The following is a 17,774-nucleotide window of genomic DNA, read 5'->3' as shown; positions in this document are numbered from 1 at the left end:
GGGGACAAGCTTTTTCAAAGGGATGAATGTATCGTGAAAGGAGCCGGACATGGACGAGTGGATAGATGATTGGATGCTGATTGCTTTTGATTCCACCCAGCAGGCGCTGCGGGCAGAAATGCTGCTGGAGTTTGCCGAGATTGAGATCGACTTATTTCCTACCCCAAAAGAGATCACAGCGGGCTGTGCTCTATGTATTCAGTTTCCAAAAGAAGATCTGGAGAGAGTGAAACAAATCATTCGTAACGAATTTGTGGAGATCCGTGGCCTTTATTTCAAAACCGCTGACAGCTATGATAACATACCCATGTAGAGGAGGTTTGATCTATGTTGCCTTTTAAGTTTGCTACGACGACAAACAATGAGTCTCCAAAGGACGTTGTAAAAAGTGCTATAAGCTGGACAGACCAATTATGGGATAAAGTCGCCGACGCGGACATGTGGTTTAACATTCTGTTCAGCTCAATCCGCATCGTTATTATTTTCATTATTACGCGTATTGTGATCAAGATTGTATCACGTATTATAGATCGCACGATGGCACGCAAGCAGGAAGGCAAGATTCGCGTCAATCCGCGGAGATTTATAACGGTGGGAGAGTTGATGAAAAATGCGACCTCCATAACATGTAATTTCATTATGATTCTGTTACTGTTATCTGAGATCAACGTGAAAGTCGGACCATTGTTAGCGAGTGCGGGAGTACTTGGACTGGCTATCGGTTTTGGTGCCCAAGGACTGGTGAAGGATGTTATTACGGGTTTCTTCATTATATTGGAGGATCAATTCGCGGTGGGCGATGTTATTCAAACAGGTACCTATAAAGGAACGGTTGAGGTCATTGGTCTGAGAACAACCAAGCTGGTTAGCTGGCAGGGTGAGATGCACATCATTCCAAATGGTACGATTGCAAGTGTAACTAATTACTCGATGTCTAATTCCCTTGCAGTTGTGGACATTCCCATGAAGGGTGAACAGACCCTGGACGAGTCAGTGCACTTGGTGAAACGAGCTTTGACTGGGATTGAGGATCGAGATCTGAACATCGTTAAAGTACCTGACGTGCTTGGTATCCAGTCGATGTCTACCTCGGAATATGTGGTTCGCATTGTTGCTGAGTGCTTGCCGAACTCCAGGGCATCTGTAGAGCGTCAAATTCAGAGTGATGTGAAGAAAACACTGGAGTATCATGAGATGAGCAATCAGGCAGCATTAGAGCAAGCAGCAGCTCAGGAGAAGGATGAGGGGGATGGCATAGGTGGAGCGTAAAAGTTTCCAGCTTGGGGACATTGTGCAGATGAAGAAGCAGCATCCATGTGGCAGTAATGAGATGGAGATTATTCGGATGGGCATGGATATTCGCATCAAGTGTGTAGGATGTAAACACAGCGTATTAATTCCCAGAGCGAAATTCGAGAAAAACATGAAAAAAGTACTTCGTTCGACAGAGGATTCTTCTGAATCCTAATGAAAAAATGCGGTAATGTTTACTCTATTTGCACTCCATAATAACGTTTACATGAAGGCATAGCTTAAGTATTGCGTTCTGTAAATGATCATGCTATAATCATTATTGCTGCGGAAAGGTACCCAAGAGGCCCAAGGGGGCTGACTCGAAATCAGTTAGGCGTGTCACAGCGTGCGTGGGTTCGAATCCCACCCTTTCCGCCACTAATAGATATTGCTTTGTAATTGTAATTGAACAACTTACTCAACGTGTGTTGAGTTCTATACATGCAAGAAGACCTTCCAGCTGGAAGGTCTTCTTATTTTTTTTGTTGTCTAATAACTCTTCTTAATTGAAAAAACAAAGAGCCCCTAAGGGCCCTTCATTCGGCGATGCATTCGGTTTGTTAGGAAACAATCGGTCGTAACGATCAGAAACTTGGTGTACTGCAAGTAGCAATACTCGTGCTTCAGACAAAGGCCTTACACACAACCATCTTGCTTCTTAAATTACGTGATGAATCTCCAACAGTGAATGTTCGGCTTCGTTGTCCAACGGAACCACACCTCTCTCGTGCATCGCCTGATTGTATTATGTGCATTAGTACGTTTTATATACAGCAGTCTGAAAAAATCTTTACGCTTAGTGGACGCGGGCTTTGGTAAGCTTTTTCCACTTGCGATTCTGATTGCTTGTTTCAGGGAAAGCTTCACCCTTTTGGAGGGTTATCCGTTTCGGATTGTTAATCTCCGTATGAAAGCTCTTCTCACCAACCTCGGTGTACTCACCATCGTTTGGAGCTTTGTCTCCTGGTTCAAACTCGGTTCTTTCACCCATGATAAAACCTCCTCGGCGTAATGGATTCCAATGTTGCTTCTGTAGTGTGCTCCATTGGAGTTATGATCATGTGTTTTAAGAAGAGGGAACGTTTGCTTGCATTGAGACATCATATTTGTTATATTAATATAGTTCGAGTTTGTGCTCGTTCCTTGCTCTCAACATAGATTGAGGGCCAGAGTCCATAAGGAGGTGAAAATTATGCGCAAATATGAAGTGATGTACATTATTCGTCCTGATGTTGAGCAAGAAGTTGTTCAAGCTACAGTCGATAAATTCCAAGGCATCATCTCCAACGGCGGTGGTGAAGTTACAGCTCACGACGTTATGGGTAAACGCCGTCTTGCGTATGAGATCAAGAAATTCCGTGATGGTGTTTATGTTTTGGTACACTTCACTGCTGAACCAGCAGTAGTTACTGAACTTGAGCGTCTCATGAAGATTTCTGACGAAGTAATTCGTTATCTCATTACAAACGACGTTAAGTCTGCTTAAGACAACTCGTGATCAATGCACCAATACGCTCTGAAGGAGGGGATTACATTGTTGAACCGTGTCATTCTGATCGGCCGGTTAACCCGGGATCCTGAGTTGCGTTATACTCCAGCTGGAGTAGCAGTTACGCAATTTACTTTGGCAGTGGACAGACCGTTTACAAGCCAAGGTGGAGAAAAGGAAGCGGATTTCATTCCGGTCGTAACCTGGAGACAGCTTGCTGAGACTTGTGCAAACTATTTGCGCAAAGGACGCCTAGCTGCAGTCGAAGGACGCATTCAAGTACGGAATTACGAGAATAACGAAGGAAAACGTGTATACGTGACCGAAGTCATTGCCGATAACGTCCGTTTCTTGGAGTCAGCTAACCGTGATAATAACGGTGGCGGCGGTGGTGGTCAACCGATGCGTGAAGAGCCTTCTTACGGAGGCGGCGGGCGCGCGAACAATAACAATAATTCGCGTAGCAACAATCAGGATCCTTTTTCCGATGACGGAAAACCGATTGATATATCGGATGATGATTTGCCATTTTAACGTGAGCCGATACTCTAATGAGATATGGGTTACATGATAGGAAAGGACTGAAAAGCATGGGCTTCAAGCAAAGAGAAGGCGGAGACAACGATAAAAGACCGGCACGTCGTGGCGGCCGTAATAAACGTCGTAAAGTGTGCTTCTTCACAGCTAACAAAATTACTCACATCGATTATAAAGATACGGACTTGCTTCGTAAATTTATCAGCGAGCGCGGAAAAATTTTGCCACGCCGTGTAACAGGTACTAGCGCTAAATATCAACGCATGCTGACGATTGCCATCAAACGCTCCCGTCAAATCGCATTGCTACCATACACAACTGAGTAGTCTTACTCAGCATGGATACAAAGCAGTTGGCTTATAGCCGACTGCTTTTTTGCATCTAAAAATAATTAAGGTTGGTTCTCTCCTGGTAATTGGATTTCGCAAAGAGCTGCGGCGATAGAAGCAATTAAGGCGTAAATGATTTATAATAGAGTCTATTATATTGCTGATATCAGATAGCGTGAGTATAAACGAATAAAGATTTCACCATCAGGAGAGAGCATGAATACATCCAAACGTAAAGTAAAACAGAGACGCAAGAGTAGTCTGCGATTTTGGATCGTAGCTACGTTTTTGCTTTCCATTATATATGTATGGTTACAGCAAAAAGGAGATACCTATGATATTTGGCCACGGACCAATGTACAAGAAGCAGTGCCGATCACTGGACTTCACCCGGTAGTCGCGGAAAGTGAGAAGTTGTTGGTTCGAAAGGCAGCTAGACGAGGAATTGAAATCGTGATTACACATGATTTTCGCAGCATTGATGAACAAGATGCTCTTTATAATCAAGGACGCAACATTGCCGGAAATATCGTTACCAACGCCAAAGGGGGAGAGTCCTATCACAACTATGGTTTAGCCATTGATTTTGCGTTGCGGACTCCTGAAGGAGATGTGGTGTGGGATATGGAACGTGATGATAACGGCAATGGAAAGCCAGATTGGCTGGAAGTTGTGGAACTTGCCAAAGAACTAGGGTTTACGTGGGGAGGAGATTGGGATAACTTTCCGGATTATCCTCACTTGCAGATGGACTTTGGATTAAGCATCAACGATTTGAAGCGTGGGATAAGACCTCCGGTTACGCAGTAATTACAATATTATATATACATCTATATGTATAAATATTAGAAAAGCCTTGCATTTTGCAGGGCTTTTTTCTTGCTTTTGTAAAATAAATGATAAAAGATGACAATTTGTTCTTTACATAAGCGATTAAATGAAACTATACTATAATAACTAGAAATTTAACTTCAATCCTTTGGTAATATCTAAATCACACCTCTAAAAGCACAAAATTTGGCTAGAAACCAATTTCACTTCCAAACAAAATATTTCCTCTACAATTCCCTCATACCTAACATAATAGTTTGTTATATCTATATTTATAACATTTAACTACACATACTGTGTAATGCTAATGTCATGTATTTAGATAATCGGTATATTTAAGATTCAAACTCTACCATTGAAAGTATCTGACTGGCTCTGAAATTCCTTGATTTATTCCCTTTAAAATATAACTAATACCCAGAACTGTGCTATAAAAAACATTTATACCATAAATCTCAAAATAAGCATTGACGTCACCTAAATTTACACGTATGATTACATTAATTATTTTGCTTTATTATCCCGCTAGGAATTGTCAGTATTAATTGACCAACGGTCTAAATAGCAGTGTGAAAAATGGATTCTCCTAATGATTTGGTATTTTGTATACACTTTCGTTCGTTATCTTCAAGAACATGGAAATATACAGTGGATGCATTCTTCTACACATGAATACAGTCCGCAGAAATTATGGGGTTAGGGTGATTGATTTGAATACAGAGCTATTGGAAGTCAGAAATCTAACTACATCATTCAGAATTGAAGATGACTATTATGCAGCAGTTGATCACGTTAATCTTACGGTTAAAAAGAATGAAGTATTGGCTATTGTGGGAGAATCAGGATCAGGCAAAAGTGCCTTTGCTTTTTCAATTATGGGCCTGCATAACAAAGCCAAAATTGATGGTGAAATTCTGTACAAAGGGCAGGATATAGCGAATATATCTCCAAACAAGTTAAACAAACTCCGCGGTAAAGAGATGGGGATGATCTTTCAGGACCCACTTTCCGCATTAAATCCTCTGATGCTGATCGGTGAACAGATCGAAGAGATTCTGACACTGCATCAGCCCAAGCTATCTTCGAAAGAAAAGAAAGACAAAGTAATTGATTTACTCAATCAAGTAGGGATTCCGCGTCCCGAACAATTATACAAGCAGTATCCTCACGAACTATCGGGTGGTATGAGACAGAGAGTTGTTATCGCGATTGCGATTGCCAATAAACCTGAATTGCTGATTGCCGATGAACCAACGACAGCGCTTGACGTTACAATCCAACTACAAATTCTGGAGCTTATCCGCGAATTGAAGAGCGAGATTAACGCAGGAATCATCCTGATCACGCATGATCTGGGAGTCGTTGCCGAGATGGCTGATCGCGTGGCAGTTATGTATGCAGGTGAAATTGTTGAGATTGCCGATATCTATACTCTAATGACGGATGCCAAGCATCCATATACACGGTCTCTACTAAACTCTATTCCTACCATTTCTGAAGAAAAATCGAAGCTTCATGTCATTCAAGGCATTGTTCCTTCACTGAAAAACCTTCCTCGCCAAGGGTGCCGATTCAAGGCTCGAATTCCATGGATAAGTGATTCGGCTCATGAAGAAAACCCACAGATGCATGAAATTGCGCCAGGTCACTTTGTACGGTGTACCTGTTATCAGCACTTTCATTTCCCTGATCAAGCTGAGGAGGAATAACATAATGGCATTACTCGAAGTAGAAGGACTAAAAATTCACTTTCCGATTCGCGGAGGGTTGATCAAGCGTGAAATTGGTAACATCAAAGCGGTTGATGATGTGAGCTTCTCCATTGAGCAGGGTCAAACGTACGGCCTTGTAGGTGAGTCAGGCTCAGGCAAAACGACTACGGGTAGAGCCGTTATTGGCTTAAACCATGTGACGGCCGGGAAAATTCTTTTCGATGGAAGAGATCTGGCTACAGAGCGGCGGAAAGATAGACAACTGCAGCGTGATGTGCAGATGATCTTTCAGGATCCGTACTCTTCGTTAAATCCCAAGAAGCGTGTTATCGACATCATTGCTGAGCCACTCCGTAATTATGAACGGCTGACAGCTACGGAAGAGAAACGCCAGGTCCGAGACCTTCTGGAGAAGGTTGGATTGAGTCCCGAATCGATCTATAAGTATCCTCATGAGTTTTCCGGGGGGCAGCGGCAACGGATTGGCATCGCTCGTGCGATTGCATTGAAGCCGAAGCTAATCATCGCAGATGAGCCAGTATCTGCGCTCGATGTATCTGTACAAGCCCAGGTGCTCAACTTCATGCAGGAAATTCAAAAAGAGCTGAATCTGACCTACCTGTTCATCAGTCACGATCTCGGCATTATCCGTCATATGTGTGATCAGATCGGAATTATGTATAAAGGTCGATATGTGGAGCAAGGCACAACGGATGATATTTTTGAGAATCCACAACATATCTATACCAAGCGTTTAATTGCAGCCATTCCGGATATGGACCCAACCAAACGTGAAGAAATGGTAGCCTTCCGTCAGCAGGTCAAATCCGAGTATGAAAATTCATACCGAAATTTCTTTGATGAGGAAGGGCTGGCATACTCGCTCCAATCCATTTCCGATACTCACCGAGTAGCTCTACCTCAGAAAGGTTGAAGACCATATGTGGAAAACGATAGTACGCAGAATTATCATTATGATCCCTCAGATCTTTTTGCTTAGCCTGTTGGTCTTTCTGATGGCCAAGGCGATGCCTGGGGATGCACTTACCGGATTACTCGATCCGAGTATTGATCCAAAAGCGCTGGATGAACAGCGGGAACGACTGGGATTAAACAATCCATGGTATGTACAGTATTGGGATTGGATCAAAAATGCTGTACAAGGCGATTTCGGACAATCTTTCCGGTTCAAAATGCCAGTATCTGATTTGATTGGTCAGCGTGTAGCCAATACGTTCTGGCTTGCACTGGCGACACTCGTGTTTACTTATCTGATTGCCATTCCACTTGGCATTATCAGTGGTCGTTACAACGATACCTGGTCTGATCGGTTGATCACAGGTTACACCTATTTGGGCTTTGCAGCCCCGTTGTTTATCTTCGCACTGGTGATGTTATGGATCTTTGGATTCCATTTTGGCTGGTTCCCAACCGGGGGAAGCGTGGAACCTGGACTTACACCAGGTACATTCAGCTATATAACAAGCAAATTCTATCATTTGTTATTACCGTCACTATCCATGGCATTAATTGCAACGGTATCTACCGTCCAATACTTGCGTAGTGAAATTATCGATATCAAGCATAAGGAATTCGTTCTTACTGCGAGAGCCAAGGGCGCCTCGGAATCTCGGATCTACAACAGACATATTTTAAGAAACTCCCTGTTGCCGATCGCCGCATTTTTCGGTTATGAGATTACGGGACTTATCGGAGGTACCATCTTCATTGAGAGCATATTCAGTTATCCAGGTATGGGACAGTTGTTCCTGAATTCTATTTCTCTTCGGGATTTCAGTGTAGTAACTGCACTCGTCTTGTTATATGGCATAGCTACAATCCTAGGATCGTTGCTGTCTGACATTATTCTGGGTATTGTTGATCCGCGTATACGGATCAAGTAAGAACTTGAAGATTTCGGGGTGAAAATAAGATGAGCAAGGCCAATGATGTCGTTATAACTTCACAGAAAATTGATAAGAGCCCCTCCAGCTTGAGTATCTTGTGGCGGGAGCTTGTCAGAGATAAGGTGGCACTAATCTCGCTCATATTTTTGGGACTGGTCATACTGCTGGTCTATGGTACTTCTTTGATCCTGGATCAAGCTGAAATTGTTAAGGTAGATTTATTTGCTTTGTATGAGCCGCCTTCCGCGCAGTATTGGCTGGGAACTGATTACGGTGGTCGTGATGTTTTCGGACAACTGATCATCGGTACACGTAACTCTCTAACCATTGGTATTATCGTCACTTTAATGACTGGTTGTATAGGTATCCTGGTTGGTCTGTTATCCGGTTACTTCGGTGGAATGATCGATAACTTGTTTATGCGCGTTGTTGATTTCTTCATGATTCTTCCGATGCTGATGATTGTAATCGCGTTTGTTACTGCAGTACCCAAATATAATATTGTATCTTTCTCATTAATCATGACAGCTTTTCTCTGGATGGGGATTGCCAGGTTGATCCGCTCCAAAGCATTACAGGAACGGGAACTGGACTATGTAAAAGCTTCAAAAACATTAGGTTCGTCCCATCTGAAGATTATGCTCTCACAGGTACTTCCTAATCTTAGCTCCATCATCATCGTAACGATGACGTTGAATCTCGCTGCCAACATTGGCCTCGAATCGGGTCTGTCCTTCTTGGGATTTGGATTCCCGGAAAGTACACCCAGTCTTGGAACACTCGTAAGCTATGCTCGTAATCCGCAAACACTGGAATACAGATGGTGGATATGGCTACCTGCGTCAGTACTTATTCTGGTATTGATGTTGAGTATAAATAATGTCGGACAGGCCCTGAAGCGTGCGACTGATGCAAGACAAAGAAGAGGTTAAAAAAAGGGAGGAAAGGTTCATGAAAAAGGGATTATTTTCACGGGGACTATTTTTCACGATGATGTTGGTCTTCGTACTTGCGCTTGCGGCGTGCTCGGAGAAAGAGGCGGCAACACCAACGCCTTCTACGAACACAGGGGAAAAGAAAACAGAGGAGAAGCCTACTAAAGAAGAGGGCGTTTACTCTATCGAAGATTTCAACAACGTCAAAACGAATGAAGGCACTGCAATTGAGGGTGGGTCCATCACATATGGACTGGTATCCGATACTGCGTTTGAAGGAACATTGAATTTTAACTTCTACTCCGGTAATCCGGATGCAATGGTTCTGCAATGGTTTGACGAAGGTTTGCTGACTTGGGACAAAGACTATGTATATACCAACGATGGTGCAGCAACGTATGAAACATCGGAAGATGGCAAAACGTTCACACTGACCATTCGTGATAATGTAAACTGGCATGATGGCAAGCCTGTAACGGCTGAAGATTTGCAGTTTGCTTATGAAGTTATCGGTAACAAGGCTTATGATGGTCCACGTTATGATTCCAACTTTACAAGTGTAGTAGGTATGGATGATTATCACGCTGGAAAAGCAAAAACGATCTCTGGGATCAAGGTTCTTAGCGAAAAACAAATCAGCATTACGTACAAGGAATCTACACCTTCCTTGCTGACAGGTGGCGTGTGGACATATCCACTGGCTAAACATATCTTCGGTGATATGGATGTAGCGAAAATGTCTTCTTCCAAAGAAGTACGTGAAAAACCAATCGGTTTTGGTGCATTTAAAGTGGAAACAATCACTCCAGGTGAGTCTGTAACTTTCGTTAAAAACGATGACTACTGGCGTGGAGCTCCAAAACTGGACAAAGTGACTTTGAAAGTAATCAACCCAACAACGGTTGTTCAAGAATTGAAATCTGGCGGGGTAGACCTCGTGGATTCATTCCCGACAGATCAATATAAAGACAATGCCAATATGTCCAACGTTGAATTCCTGGGTGCAATCGATCGTGCTTACACCTATATCGGTTTCAAACTGGGCACATGGGATGCTGACAACGGCAAAGTTGTAACAAATGCTGAAGCAAAAATGGGAGATAAGAATCTGCGTAAAGCCATGTGGATGGCTGTAGATAACGATCAAGTGGGCAAACGTTTCTATAACGGTCTGCGTTGGAATGCAACAACATTGATTCCGCCGTCTCACCCAGAATTCCATGATTCTAACAATCCGGGTGTTGCATATGACCCAGAAGCAGCGAAAAAATTGTTGGATGAAGCAGGTTACAAACTGGATGGTGAATTCCGTACGAAACCGGACGGTTCCCCACTTGAAATTAACTTTGTATCGATGACAGGTGGCGACACAGCTGAACCACTGGCACGTTACTATGTTCAATCGTGGGCAGCAATCGGTCTGAAAGTAAACCTGGAAATGGTTGAGTTCAACAATTTCTATGACCGTGTAGGTAACACAGGTAAAGATGATCCAAATATTGATGTATATCAAGCTGCTTGGGGCGTAGGTATTGACGTAGATCCAGCAGGTCTGTATGGCCGTGATGCACTGTATAACTTCTCCAGATTCTCTAGCGAAGAAAATGACAAATTGCTCGCACAAGGTGTATCTGCTGAAGCGTTTGATGTAGACAAGCGTAAAGAGATCTACAACCAATGGCAGCAGTACATGGTTGATGAAGTTCCTGTATTCCCGACATTGTACCGTGCTGTTGTAGCACCGGTTAACAAACGTGTAATGAACTATGCGATTGGTGACGGAACAGGTTTATATCTGAATGACATTCAAGTTAATGCAGATAAAGCGGTTGTAGCAGAGTAATAAAAAAGCATTAGCAACAATAAGGATTGGGGTCCTTTTAAGAATTCGGTTGCTAGATCTAATTGAAAAGATTCTTCTAGGTATGAATAGAAAAAGTCTTGTAAAGCATGGATTCCGTACACTCTGGCATGGGGGTATGGGGTCCATGTTTTTTTTGGTAACAAAAAAATAAAAAAAATTTAACTTTTTTTATAAAAATTGCAGACAAAATGCCTCTTCACTTCGTCTATATCTGTAAGAGGTGATTTTCCGATGAAAAAATGGTGGATACGGGCAGGAATGCTGCTGGCTCTACTGGTTATTATATATTTGGGTGTAAAACCGGACATGCTGGTGGGCAAACCGGGGATTAAGGCTGAATCGGCTGTATTAATGGATATGAACTCTGAGCAGATTCTAATCAACTTTAACGGTTCCGAAGAAATTGCAACGGCAGGGATTAGCAAATTGATGACAGAACTACTTGTAATGGAGGCTGTGATCAACGGAGAGTTGCGTTGGGACGACCCTGTTAATATAAGCTTGTATGCAAGCTCAGTAGGTGGCAGCCACCTGGGTTTGAAACAAGGGGAGCAATTCACTGTGCAGGAGCTATTCCAGATTGTAGCCGTCTATTCCGCGAATGATGCCGCTATTGCTCTGGCTGAACATATCAGTGGGACAGAGCAGACTTTTGCACAAAAGATGAATCAGAAGGCAACAGAGATCGGATTGTCTGACAAGACGGTGTTTACGAATGCAACAGGTTTAAGTGAAAAACTACTTGGTCCGAGTCATCCGAAGGAAATACAAGGGCAGACCGTAATGACCGCCGTAGATGCATGCAAGCTTGCACGTTATCTGCTGAATAACTACCCCGAAATATTGAGAGTTTCCAGCCAAATGCAGGTGTCGATGCACCAAAAAGGAATGTACATGAGCAACACCAACTGGATGCTGTCCTCTATTGGCGGACCCTATGCTTACGATGGAAACGATGGATTGAAGACCGGATATGATGAGGATTCTGGCTATCACTTCGTTGGAACGGCTGAGCGAAATGGCAAGCGACTGATCTCCGTTGTACTGGGTTCGGATAGTCGTGAGGGACGTTTTATCGAGACACGAAAGCTATTCAATTATGGATTTTCCGGTTCAAAGTAAGGGGTAATGGAACTTGAGTGTTCTACGCTGTTAACCTATGGTGGATCATGGTAAAATAATTTACGTATAATTCCAAATTATTATGTAATTCACTTTAAAGGGGGAAAATAACTTGAACGTAGTGAGTAAAAAAGTATATGCTCTCACGCTTACCATGGCGATGTCAATCGCTCTGATTCAACCAGCGGTCCAGGCAGCAGAATCGGTGAAGCCTACGGCGACAGTCGCTGAATCCATTGCTTCGAAGGCAACACAGACACTACAGAAACTGGGATACATAGATGGCACAACAGATGGAATGAAAGAGTCACAAACGCCAATTACTCGTGCTCAGGCCGCAATCATCCTGCAGCGTGTACTTAAACTGGATGCTCCAGCGTCTCTTACAGGTTTTGCAGATGTATTAGCTAAGGATGAAGCTGCTCCTGCCATTTACGCACTGAAGCAAAGTGGTCTTATTCAAGGGCAAGCCAAAGGATATGCACCAGATGCACCTCTCACAAGAGCACAGATGGCATCGTTGTTTACTCGGGCATTTGAACTAAAGGATAATGGCATTCAGGTTGTATACAGTGATATGGCGCAAATTCCGAAGGTACATACGGAGGATGCGATTCGTCTGAAGCAGCATTTTATTATTGAAGGCAGTGCGTTTAACGCCAAAAATTCAGTGACCCATGGTGAGTTTGCTGATGCGCTGTACCTCGCTCTTGGACTTGATGTGCAGTCAGAAGATCTAACACCTCTGGAAGACTTCTTCAAACAGCCGGCTCAAGCAGGATTCCAGATGTCTCCGGATGGTAAACATCTGGCTTACATGGAGCCTTGGAACAACCGAATGAATATCGTGGTGAAACAGAATGGTCAGGACAAGTCGGTACGTATCACGAGTGAGACAGAACGCAATATAGCGGGATTTGTATGGGCGACAAAGGATAAGCTGTTGTATGTAAAGGATGAAGCAGGGGATGAGAACTATCATATTTATGTAACGGATATTGATGGTAAGAACAGCAAGGATCTGACGCCATACCCGAATACAAGAGCGATCCTGGTAGACTCCCTGGAGAATATTCCGGATGAAATTCTAGTAGGTATGAACAAACGTGATCCACGGATCTTTGACGTGTACCGGATTAACATCAAGACTGGTGAGGCTGTGCTTGCTGCAGAGAACCCGGGCAATATTACGGGCTGGCTTACGGACCATGAGGGTAAAATCCGTGTGGCCATATCGAATGATGGTAATGTCTCTTCGTTAATGTATCGTGAATCGGAAGATAAACCATTTGAGAATTTGATGACCACCAAGCTCGGAGAAACATTTGCTCCAGTGATGTTCACGTATGATAACAAAAACATCTATGCTGTATCCAATTTAGAGCGGGATAAAACAGCGATTGTCGAATATAGCCCAAGCAGCAAAAAAGTAACGAAAACCATCTATGAAAACAAGGATGTGGATGTATCCAGTTTCGTTCCTTCTAAAGAAAAAGGCACAATCCTTGCAGCTGTCTATGAGACGGACAAGGTTAACTATGAATACTTCGACAATGATTTCAAAAAGTTGATGCAGGATATCCAGGCGAAAGTTCCGGGTAAAGAAGTAAGCATTTCAAACATAAGTGAAGAAGGTCAGGTTCTGTTCGTTGCGTATAGCGACAAATCCATGGGTACGTATTACTTCTACGATTCCAAGACAGGTAAGCTGGATAAATTAGCTGACGCCGCACCTTGGATTGATGAGAGTAAAATGTCGGATGTAAAACCCATTACGTACAAGTCGCGTGATGGTTTAACCCTTCATGGTTATCTGACGCTCCCACAAGGAGCCGAGGCTTCCAAATTGCCACTGGTTGTTGTTCCGCATGGTGGACCATGGGCCCGAGACTCATGGGGCTTCAATCCCGAAATTCAATTTCTCGCAAGCCGTGGTTATGCCGTACTACAGGTGAATTTCCGTGGCTCTACTGGATACGGTAAGGAATTCCTGGATGCGGGCAACAAAGAGTGGGGTAAAGCGATGCAGGACGATCTCACAGACGGCGTAAATTGGCTGGTTGAAGAGGGAACGGTTGATACGAAGCGTGTAGCTATCTACGGTGGATCTTATGGTGGATATGCAGCTCTGGCAGGACTGGCATTCACACCAGAAGTCTATGCAGCAGGAATTAGCTATGTTGGACCATCCAATCTGTTCACGCTGCTGGATTCACTGCCACCTTACTGGGAGTCGGAGCGCAACATGTTCTATGAACGTATGGGTGATCCGGAGAAAGACAAGGAGCTGCTGACAGCTGTCTCACCACTGTTCCATATTGATCAGATGAAAGCCCCCTTGTTCGTGGTCCAGGGCGCAAATGATCCGCGTGTGAAACAGGCTGAGTCTGATCAGATCGTGGAGGCTCTGCGCAAACGTGGAGTAGATGTGCCATATATGTTAAAAGCCAATGAGGGACATGGCTTCGGCAATGTTGAAAATCAATTGGATTTGTATCGTGCAATTGAGAAATTCCTGAATCGCCACTTGATGCAGCAATAGTAGTTAAGTTCAACAATAAAACCGTCCCACGGGTTCCATCGAACCTGAGGGACGGTTTTATTTGGTGGAGCAGGGAATTGAATGAGGTATCCAAGCATATAAACAAATTGACATATGTAATCATTTTGTTTTAAAATGACCAGTGAGTCATTATTGTTCGGTTCGGTTTAATATATATGTATCATTACAGCCTTACGCTACTGGATTGCAATCTGATCGGGGAGGAAACGTGTAATGCAAAAACAAATGAAATGGCCGCTTATCCTATTTGCTATCGGGGTGTTTATGGCTGCGCTGGATAACGGGATTATTACGTCGTCCCTGACGACTTTAAATGCGTCATTTGGCGTGTCGCCGACGTGGGGAGCATGGACAATCACGCTTTATACGCTCGGACTTGCGGTGAGTGTGCCGATTGCGGGTAAGCTCTCCGACCGTTATGGACGCAAGAAGCTGTTTCTGATTGAAGTGGCTTTGTTCGGAATTGGGTCTTTACTCGTTGCACTAAGCACATCGTTTACGTTTTTCCTGATTGCTCGTGTCGTCCAGGCGTTGGGTGGTGGCGGGATCTTTATCATTGCGAGCTCTTATGTATTAAGCAAGTTCCCAGCGGAGCGTCAGGGCACAGCCTTGGGTCTTCTGGGAGGTATGAACGGGGTTGCGGCGATTCTAGGGCCGAATATCGGTGCTTTTATCCTCGACATTACGGGGAATTGGCATTGGTTGTTCTTAATCAATGTACCGATCGCCATTTTGCTGTTTATTGCAGGCATCCGTTATATTCATGAAGAACAGGAGCTGAGCCGTAAGGCGGTGGACTGGAGTGGTATCGCGGTCATGACGCTCGGTGTGCTCAGTCTGATGTACAGCTTTAGCAATCTGGATGGCGTAAATATGCTGCAAAGTCTTGGCTCACCGATGTTCTATGGCTTCTTCCTGGCAGGTGTGGTCATTCTGGTTCTCTTCTACTTTCTTGAAAAAAGGCTGGAAGGATCACAACGTGAACCTGTTGTATCTACACAGCTTCTGGGCATTGCGTCCTTTCGTTGGACGCTGCTGATTGCCTTTTTCTCAGGAGCCATTCTAGCATCCGTGATCTTCATTCCAGGTTTTGTTGAGCAATACCTCGGGGTATCCAACACAGCCTCCGGCTACTGGTTTACACCGCTTGCTCTGGCTTCAGGCATTGGTGCAGGTGGTGGCGGTTATCTGGTTGACCGCAAAGGGCCAATCTGGACGTTATCTGTAGCCGGATTGCTGTCGGCTATCGGCTTCCTGCTCTTCCCGCTGTGGGTAGAGCATATCTGGCAATTCGTGATTGCGAGTGTACTTGTGGGGATTGGCTTCGGTATGATGCTGGGAGCTCCAGTGAACGTGCTCGTTACTGAGCAAGCGGGTGAGAACAACAAGGGCATTGCGGTAGCGACCAGTTCCTTGTTCCGTCAGATGGCTATGGCGATCGCGCCAACCATTTTTGCCGGTTTCCTGGCTCGTGCCTTCTCCAACCTGGGCTCCAATATTCAGCAGGGTCTCACAGATCAGGGCATTCAGGTGCCGCCCGAAGCGCTTCAACAATATGCGTCTGGCGGCGGTGCAGCTTCAGGAAGCGATATTTCCAGCTTAACAGAAGGACTATCCCAAATTCCTGATCCGGGCATTCGAGATGTGTTGCTACAGGCTCTTCATCAGACAATCGGCGAGGGTTATAGTGGACTGTTCTGGTCTGCGGTTATTTTCAGTGTACTCACGCTGGTCGCTGCGTTTATTACAGGGCGACAGCGTCATAAAGAGAAGAGGAATCGGGTGGAGACAGCATCAACAAATGGAATGGATGGACATTCCACATGAAGAGAACAGTGCACCTTTTGCCAGTAAAAAAGGAGCACTGTTCTTTTCAATTTAACCGTATTGTAACTTTTCATCATCCAGCAATGATTACAATAGAACGAGCGTGAGCGGCGTTTTCTTTTGAGATAGAGAAAACTTCAGAGAACACCGTGTCACAAGCCATTGCGCACGTTTAATGGTAATTATATAAGTTGAACGGATCATTAACACTGTACCGTTGCGGGGTCAGGATAAGTTAAATTCAACTTATATAGTAGTAGTATCGAATTTCATTTTGACAGTGAAGAAGGAATCGATGGATGACAAGCAGAACTAAAGATAAGAAGAAGAAAAGAAGAAAAGGTCTATATATAACGCTCGTATCGCTCGTTGTTTTGTTAATCGGGGGCTATTTGTTTCGTCAGCAGCTTGCTGTAGCGGCCTTCGATCTGTTTCTCGCTGGTTCAGTTGAAGACCAATTGTCTCGTTCCTATGTCCCTCAGGAGGGCAACAATACGCCTGACCCAACAGTATATCGCAAAGAACCGTTCTCGGTATTGCTGCTAGGCTCAGACAAACGTGCCTATGAGAAAACACGTGGGCGCTCAGACACGGTTATCTATGCCGTTGTTCGTCCGAAAGAATCCCGCGTACTCCTGGTATCCATACCTCGTGACACCTATGTGCAGATTGTTGGACGTGATGCCAACAAGGATGGTGAGGATGATTATGACAAGCTCGCGCATGCCTACGCCTTCGGTGGGGAGAATATGTCTATCAATACGGTGGAGAAATTTCTCGATGCGGATGTAGGTTATTATGCAACGATTAACTTTGACGGGATCAAAAAAGTCGTTGATGCACTTGGTGGCGTGAAGCTGCCGATTGATGAGGACATAGTGAACAAGAACCCGGAACATGTGCAGTTCACAATAGAAGGCGGTAAGCCGATCTATGACGGGCAGGAAGCACTTTACTATGTAAGATACCGTGAGGATAGCGATTTTAATCGCACCAAGCGGCAGCAGATTTTCCTGAATGCCATGGCGAATGAGATGCTTAATCTGAACGCCATCAGCAAAATTCCAGAATTGATTCAGATTATGGGAGACAGTTTCCAGACGGATATGCAGCCTTCATTCATTATTGATCTGGCCAAACAGGTACTGACTCAGGAAAAACCGCAAATCTCAAGCTTCACTATTTTGGGCGAAGGAATGCGGAAAAACGGAATTTATTATGGCAAGGCAGATGAGAAAGACGTCCAATATGCCAAAGAGCTGATTAACAACTGGATGGATGAGTCGACCCCAGCCGGTGAAGTGATGATTCCTGACCGGCAGAAGATCGAATAACCAATTCCATACAGACGTTATGTTTTAGACA

At 44.2% G+C, this 17,774-nt stretch carries 17 protein-coding genes and 1 tRNA gene; 17 read left to right on the top strand and 1 reads right to left on the bottom strand.

Annotation, left to right across the window (positions count from 1 at the left end):
- Nucleotides 1-49 precede the first annotated feature (49 nt).
- The 4 genes from PTQ21_RS05090 (at nucleotide 50) to PTQ21_RS05075 (ending at nucleotide 1,671) form a co-directional block, all read left to right on the top strand.
- Nucleotides 50-313 carry a putative Se/S carrier protein gene (locus PTQ21_RS05090; protein WP_029880815.1) on the top strand — a complete coding sequence of 88 codons (264 nt, stop codon included), beginning with the start codon at nucleotides 50-52 and terminating at the stop codon, nucleotides 311-313.
- A 14-nt stretch (nucleotides 314-327) separates the two neighbouring features.
- Nucleotides 328-1,269: a mechanosensitive ion channel family protein gene (locus PTQ21_RS05085; protein ID WP_274569042.1), complete on the top strand. Its 942-nt coding sequence runs from the start codon at nucleotides 328-330 to the stop codon at nucleotides 1,267-1,269.
- On the top strand, nucleotides 1,259-1,468 hold the full coding sequence (locus PTQ21_RS05080; protein WP_063567381.1) for a DUF951 domain-containing protein: 210 nt from the start codon (nucleotides 1,259-1,261) through the stop codon (nucleotides 1,466-1,468). Before PTQ21_RS05085 ends, PTQ21_RS05080 begins: the two co-directional genes overlap by 11 nt.
- 112 nt (nucleotides 1,469-1,580) lie before the next feature.
- Nucleotides 1,581-1,671: transfer RNA gene (locus PTQ21_RS05075), tRNA-Ser, on the top strand.
- A 418-nt stretch (nucleotides 1,672-2,089) separates the two neighbouring features.
- On the opposite strand, the gene PTQ21_RS05070 is transcribed toward PTQ21_RS05075, so the two are convergent.
- Nucleotides 2,090-2,284 (bottom strand): YjzC family protein, encoded by a 195-nt coding sequence (locus PTQ21_RS05070; protein WP_063567380.1) that lies wholly within the window; start codon nucleotides 2,282-2,284, stop codon nucleotides 2,090-2,092.
- 201 nt (nucleotides 2,285-2,485) lie between these two features.
- Here PTQ21_RS05070 and rpsF point away from each other — a divergent pair, with 201 nt between their 5' ends.
- The 13 genes from rpsF (at nucleotide 2,486) to PTQ21_RS05005 (ending at nucleotide 17,743) form a co-directional block, all read left to right on the top strand.
- On the top strand, nucleotides 2,486-2,779 hold the full coding sequence (gene rpsF / locus PTQ21_RS05065; protein WP_024629534.1) for a 30S ribosomal protein S6: 294 nt from the start codon (nucleotides 2,486-2,488) through the stop codon (nucleotides 2,777-2,779).
- 48 nt (nucleotides 2,780-2,827) lie between these two features.
- Nucleotides 2,828-3,316, top strand: a complete 489-nt coding sequence (ssb, locus tag PTQ21_RS05060; protein WP_063567379.1) for a single-stranded DNA-binding protein — start codon at nucleotides 2,828-2,830, stop codon at nucleotides 3,314-3,316.
- A 56-nt stretch (nucleotides 3,317-3,372) separates the two neighbouring features.
- Nucleotides 3,373-3,645 carry a 30S ribosomal protein S18 gene (gene rpsR, locus PTQ21_RS05055; protein ID WP_017691433.1) on the top strand — a complete coding sequence of 91 codons (273 nt, stop codon included), beginning with the start codon at nucleotides 3,373-3,375 and terminating at the stop codon, nucleotides 3,643-3,645.
- Nucleotides 3,646-3,864: 219 nt separating this feature from the next.
- Nucleotides 3,865-4,458, top strand: a complete 594-nt coding sequence (locus tag PTQ21_RS05050) for a M15 family metallopeptidase (protein WP_274569041.1) — start codon at nucleotides 3,865-3,867, stop codon at nucleotides 4,456-4,458.
- Nucleotides 4,459-5,189: 731 nt separating this feature from the next.
- Nucleotides 5,190-6,188, top strand: a complete 999-nt coding sequence (locus PTQ21_RS05045; protein WP_274570448.1) for an ABC transporter ATP-binding protein — start codon at nucleotides 5,190-5,192, stop codon at nucleotides 6,186-6,188.
- 4 nt (nucleotides 6,189-6,192) lie between these two features.
- The gene (locus PTQ21_RS05040) at nucleotides 6,193-7,125 is read left to right on the top strand and encodes an ABC transporter ATP-binding protein (RefSeq protein WP_063567377.1); all 933 of its coding nucleotides are present in this window, start codon (nucleotides 6,193-6,195) and stop codon (nucleotides 7,123-7,125) included.
- 7 nt (nucleotides 7,126-7,132) lie between these two features.
- Nucleotides 7,133-8,095, top strand: coding sequence for an oligopeptide ABC transporter permease (gene opp4B, locus PTQ21_RS05035; RefSeq protein WP_063567376.1), 963 nt, complete (start codon nucleotides 7,133-7,135; stop codon nucleotides 8,093-8,095).
- A 29-nt stretch (nucleotides 8,096-8,124) separates the two neighbouring features.
- Nucleotides 8,125-9,030, top strand: coding sequence for an ABC transporter permease (locus PTQ21_RS05030; protein ID WP_063567375.1), 906 nt, complete (start codon nucleotides 8,125-8,127; stop codon nucleotides 9,028-9,030).
- 19 nt (nucleotides 9,031-9,049) lie between these two features.
- Nucleotides 9,050-10,876, top strand: coding sequence for an oligopeptide ABC transporter substrate-binding protein (locus PTQ21_RS05025; protein WP_063567374.1), 1,827 nt, complete (start codon nucleotides 9,050-9,052; stop codon nucleotides 10,874-10,876).
- A gap of 252 nt (nucleotides 10,877-11,128) precedes the next feature.
- Nucleotides 11,129-12,019 carry a D-alanyl-D-alanine carboxypeptidase family protein gene (locus PTQ21_RS05020; protein ID WP_063567373.1) on the top strand — a complete coding sequence of 297 codons (891 nt, stop codon included), beginning with the start codon at nucleotides 11,129-11,131 and terminating at the stop codon, nucleotides 12,017-12,019.
- 121 nt (nucleotides 12,020-12,140) lie between these two features.
- Nucleotides 12,141-14,561 (top strand): S9 family peptidase, encoded by a 2,421-nt coding sequence (locus PTQ21_RS05015; RefSeq protein WP_274570447.1) that lies wholly within the window; start codon nucleotides 12,141-12,143, stop codon nucleotides 14,559-14,561.
- A gap of 234 nt (nucleotides 14,562-14,795) precedes the next feature.
- Nucleotides 14,796-16,409, top strand: coding sequence for an MFS transporter (locus PTQ21_RS05010; RefSeq protein ID WP_072733926.1), 1,614 nt, complete (start codon nucleotides 14,796-14,798; stop codon nucleotides 16,407-16,409).
- Nucleotides 16,410-16,708: 299 nt separating this feature from the next.
- Nucleotides 16,709-17,743 (top strand): LCP family protein, encoded by a 1,035-nt coding sequence (locus PTQ21_RS05005; RefSeq protein ID WP_063567370.1) that lies wholly within the window; start codon nucleotides 16,709-16,711, stop codon nucleotides 17,741-17,743.
- The last annotated feature ends 31 nt before the right edge of the window (nucleotides 17,744-17,774 follow it).

The sequence above is a fragment of the Paenibacillus marchantiae genome, assembly GCF_028771845.1.
In the GTDB taxonomy this organism is placed as follows: domain Bacteria; phylum Bacillota; class Bacilli; order Paenibacillales; family Paenibacillaceae; genus Paenibacillus; species Paenibacillus marchantiae.
Note: the sequence above shows the minus strand (reverse complement) of the source record. Positions and strands in the feature narration are given on the sequence as shown.

Excerpts from the sequence above, each read along its gene's own strand:
- rpsR (WP_017691433.1), top strand. The coding sequence starts at position 3,373 with ATGGGCTTCAAGCAAAGAGAAGGCGGAGACAACGATAAAAGACCGGCA.
- PTQ21_RS05010 (WP_072733926.1), top strand. The coding sequence starts at position 14,796 with ATGCAAAAACAAATGAAATGGCCGCTTATCCTATTTGCTATCGGGGTG.
- PTQ21_RS05020 (WP_063567373.1), top strand. The coding sequence starts at position 11,129 with ATGAAAAAATGGTGGATACGGGCAGGAATGCTGCTGGCTCTACTGGTT.
- PTQ21_RS05085 (WP_274569042.1), top strand. The coding sequence starts at position 328 with ATGTTGCCTTTTAAGTTTGCTACGACGACAAACAATGAGTCTCCAAAG.
- PTQ21_RS05090 (WP_029880815.1), top strand. The coding sequence starts at position 50 with ATGGACGAGTGGATAGATGATTGGATGCTGATTGCTTTTGATTCCACC.
- PTQ21_RS05030 (WP_063567375.1), top strand. The coding sequence starts at position 8,125 with ATGAGCAAGGCCAATGATGTCGTTATAACTTCACAGAAAATTGATAAG.
- rpsF (WP_024629534.1), top strand. The coding sequence starts at position 2,486 with ATGCGCAAATATGAAGTGATGTACATTATTCGTCCTGATGTTGAGCAA.
- PTQ21_RS05050 (WP_274569041.1), top strand. The coding sequence starts at position 3,865 with ATGAATACATCCAAACGTAAAGTAAAACAGAGACGCAAGAGTAGTCTG.
- opp4B (WP_063567376.1), top strand. The coding sequence starts at position 7,133 with ATGTGGAAAACGATAGTACGCAGAATTATCATTATGATCCCTCAGATC.
- PTQ21_RS05070 (WP_063567380.1), bottom strand. The coding sequence starts at position 2,284 with ATGGGTGAAAGAACCGAGTTTGAACCAGGAGACAAAGCTCCAAACGAT.
- PTQ21_RS05005 (WP_063567370.1), top strand. The coding sequence starts at position 16,709 with ATGACAAGCAGAACTAAAGATAAGAAGAAGAAAAGAAGAAAAGGTCTA.
- PTQ21_RS05025 (WP_063567374.1), top strand. The coding sequence starts at position 9,050 with ATGAAAAAGGGATTATTTTCACGGGGACTATTTTTCACGATGATGTTG.
- PTQ21_RS05040 (WP_063567377.1), top strand. The coding sequence starts at position 6,193 with ATGGCATTACTCGAAGTAGAAGGACTAAAAATTCACTTTCCGATTCGC.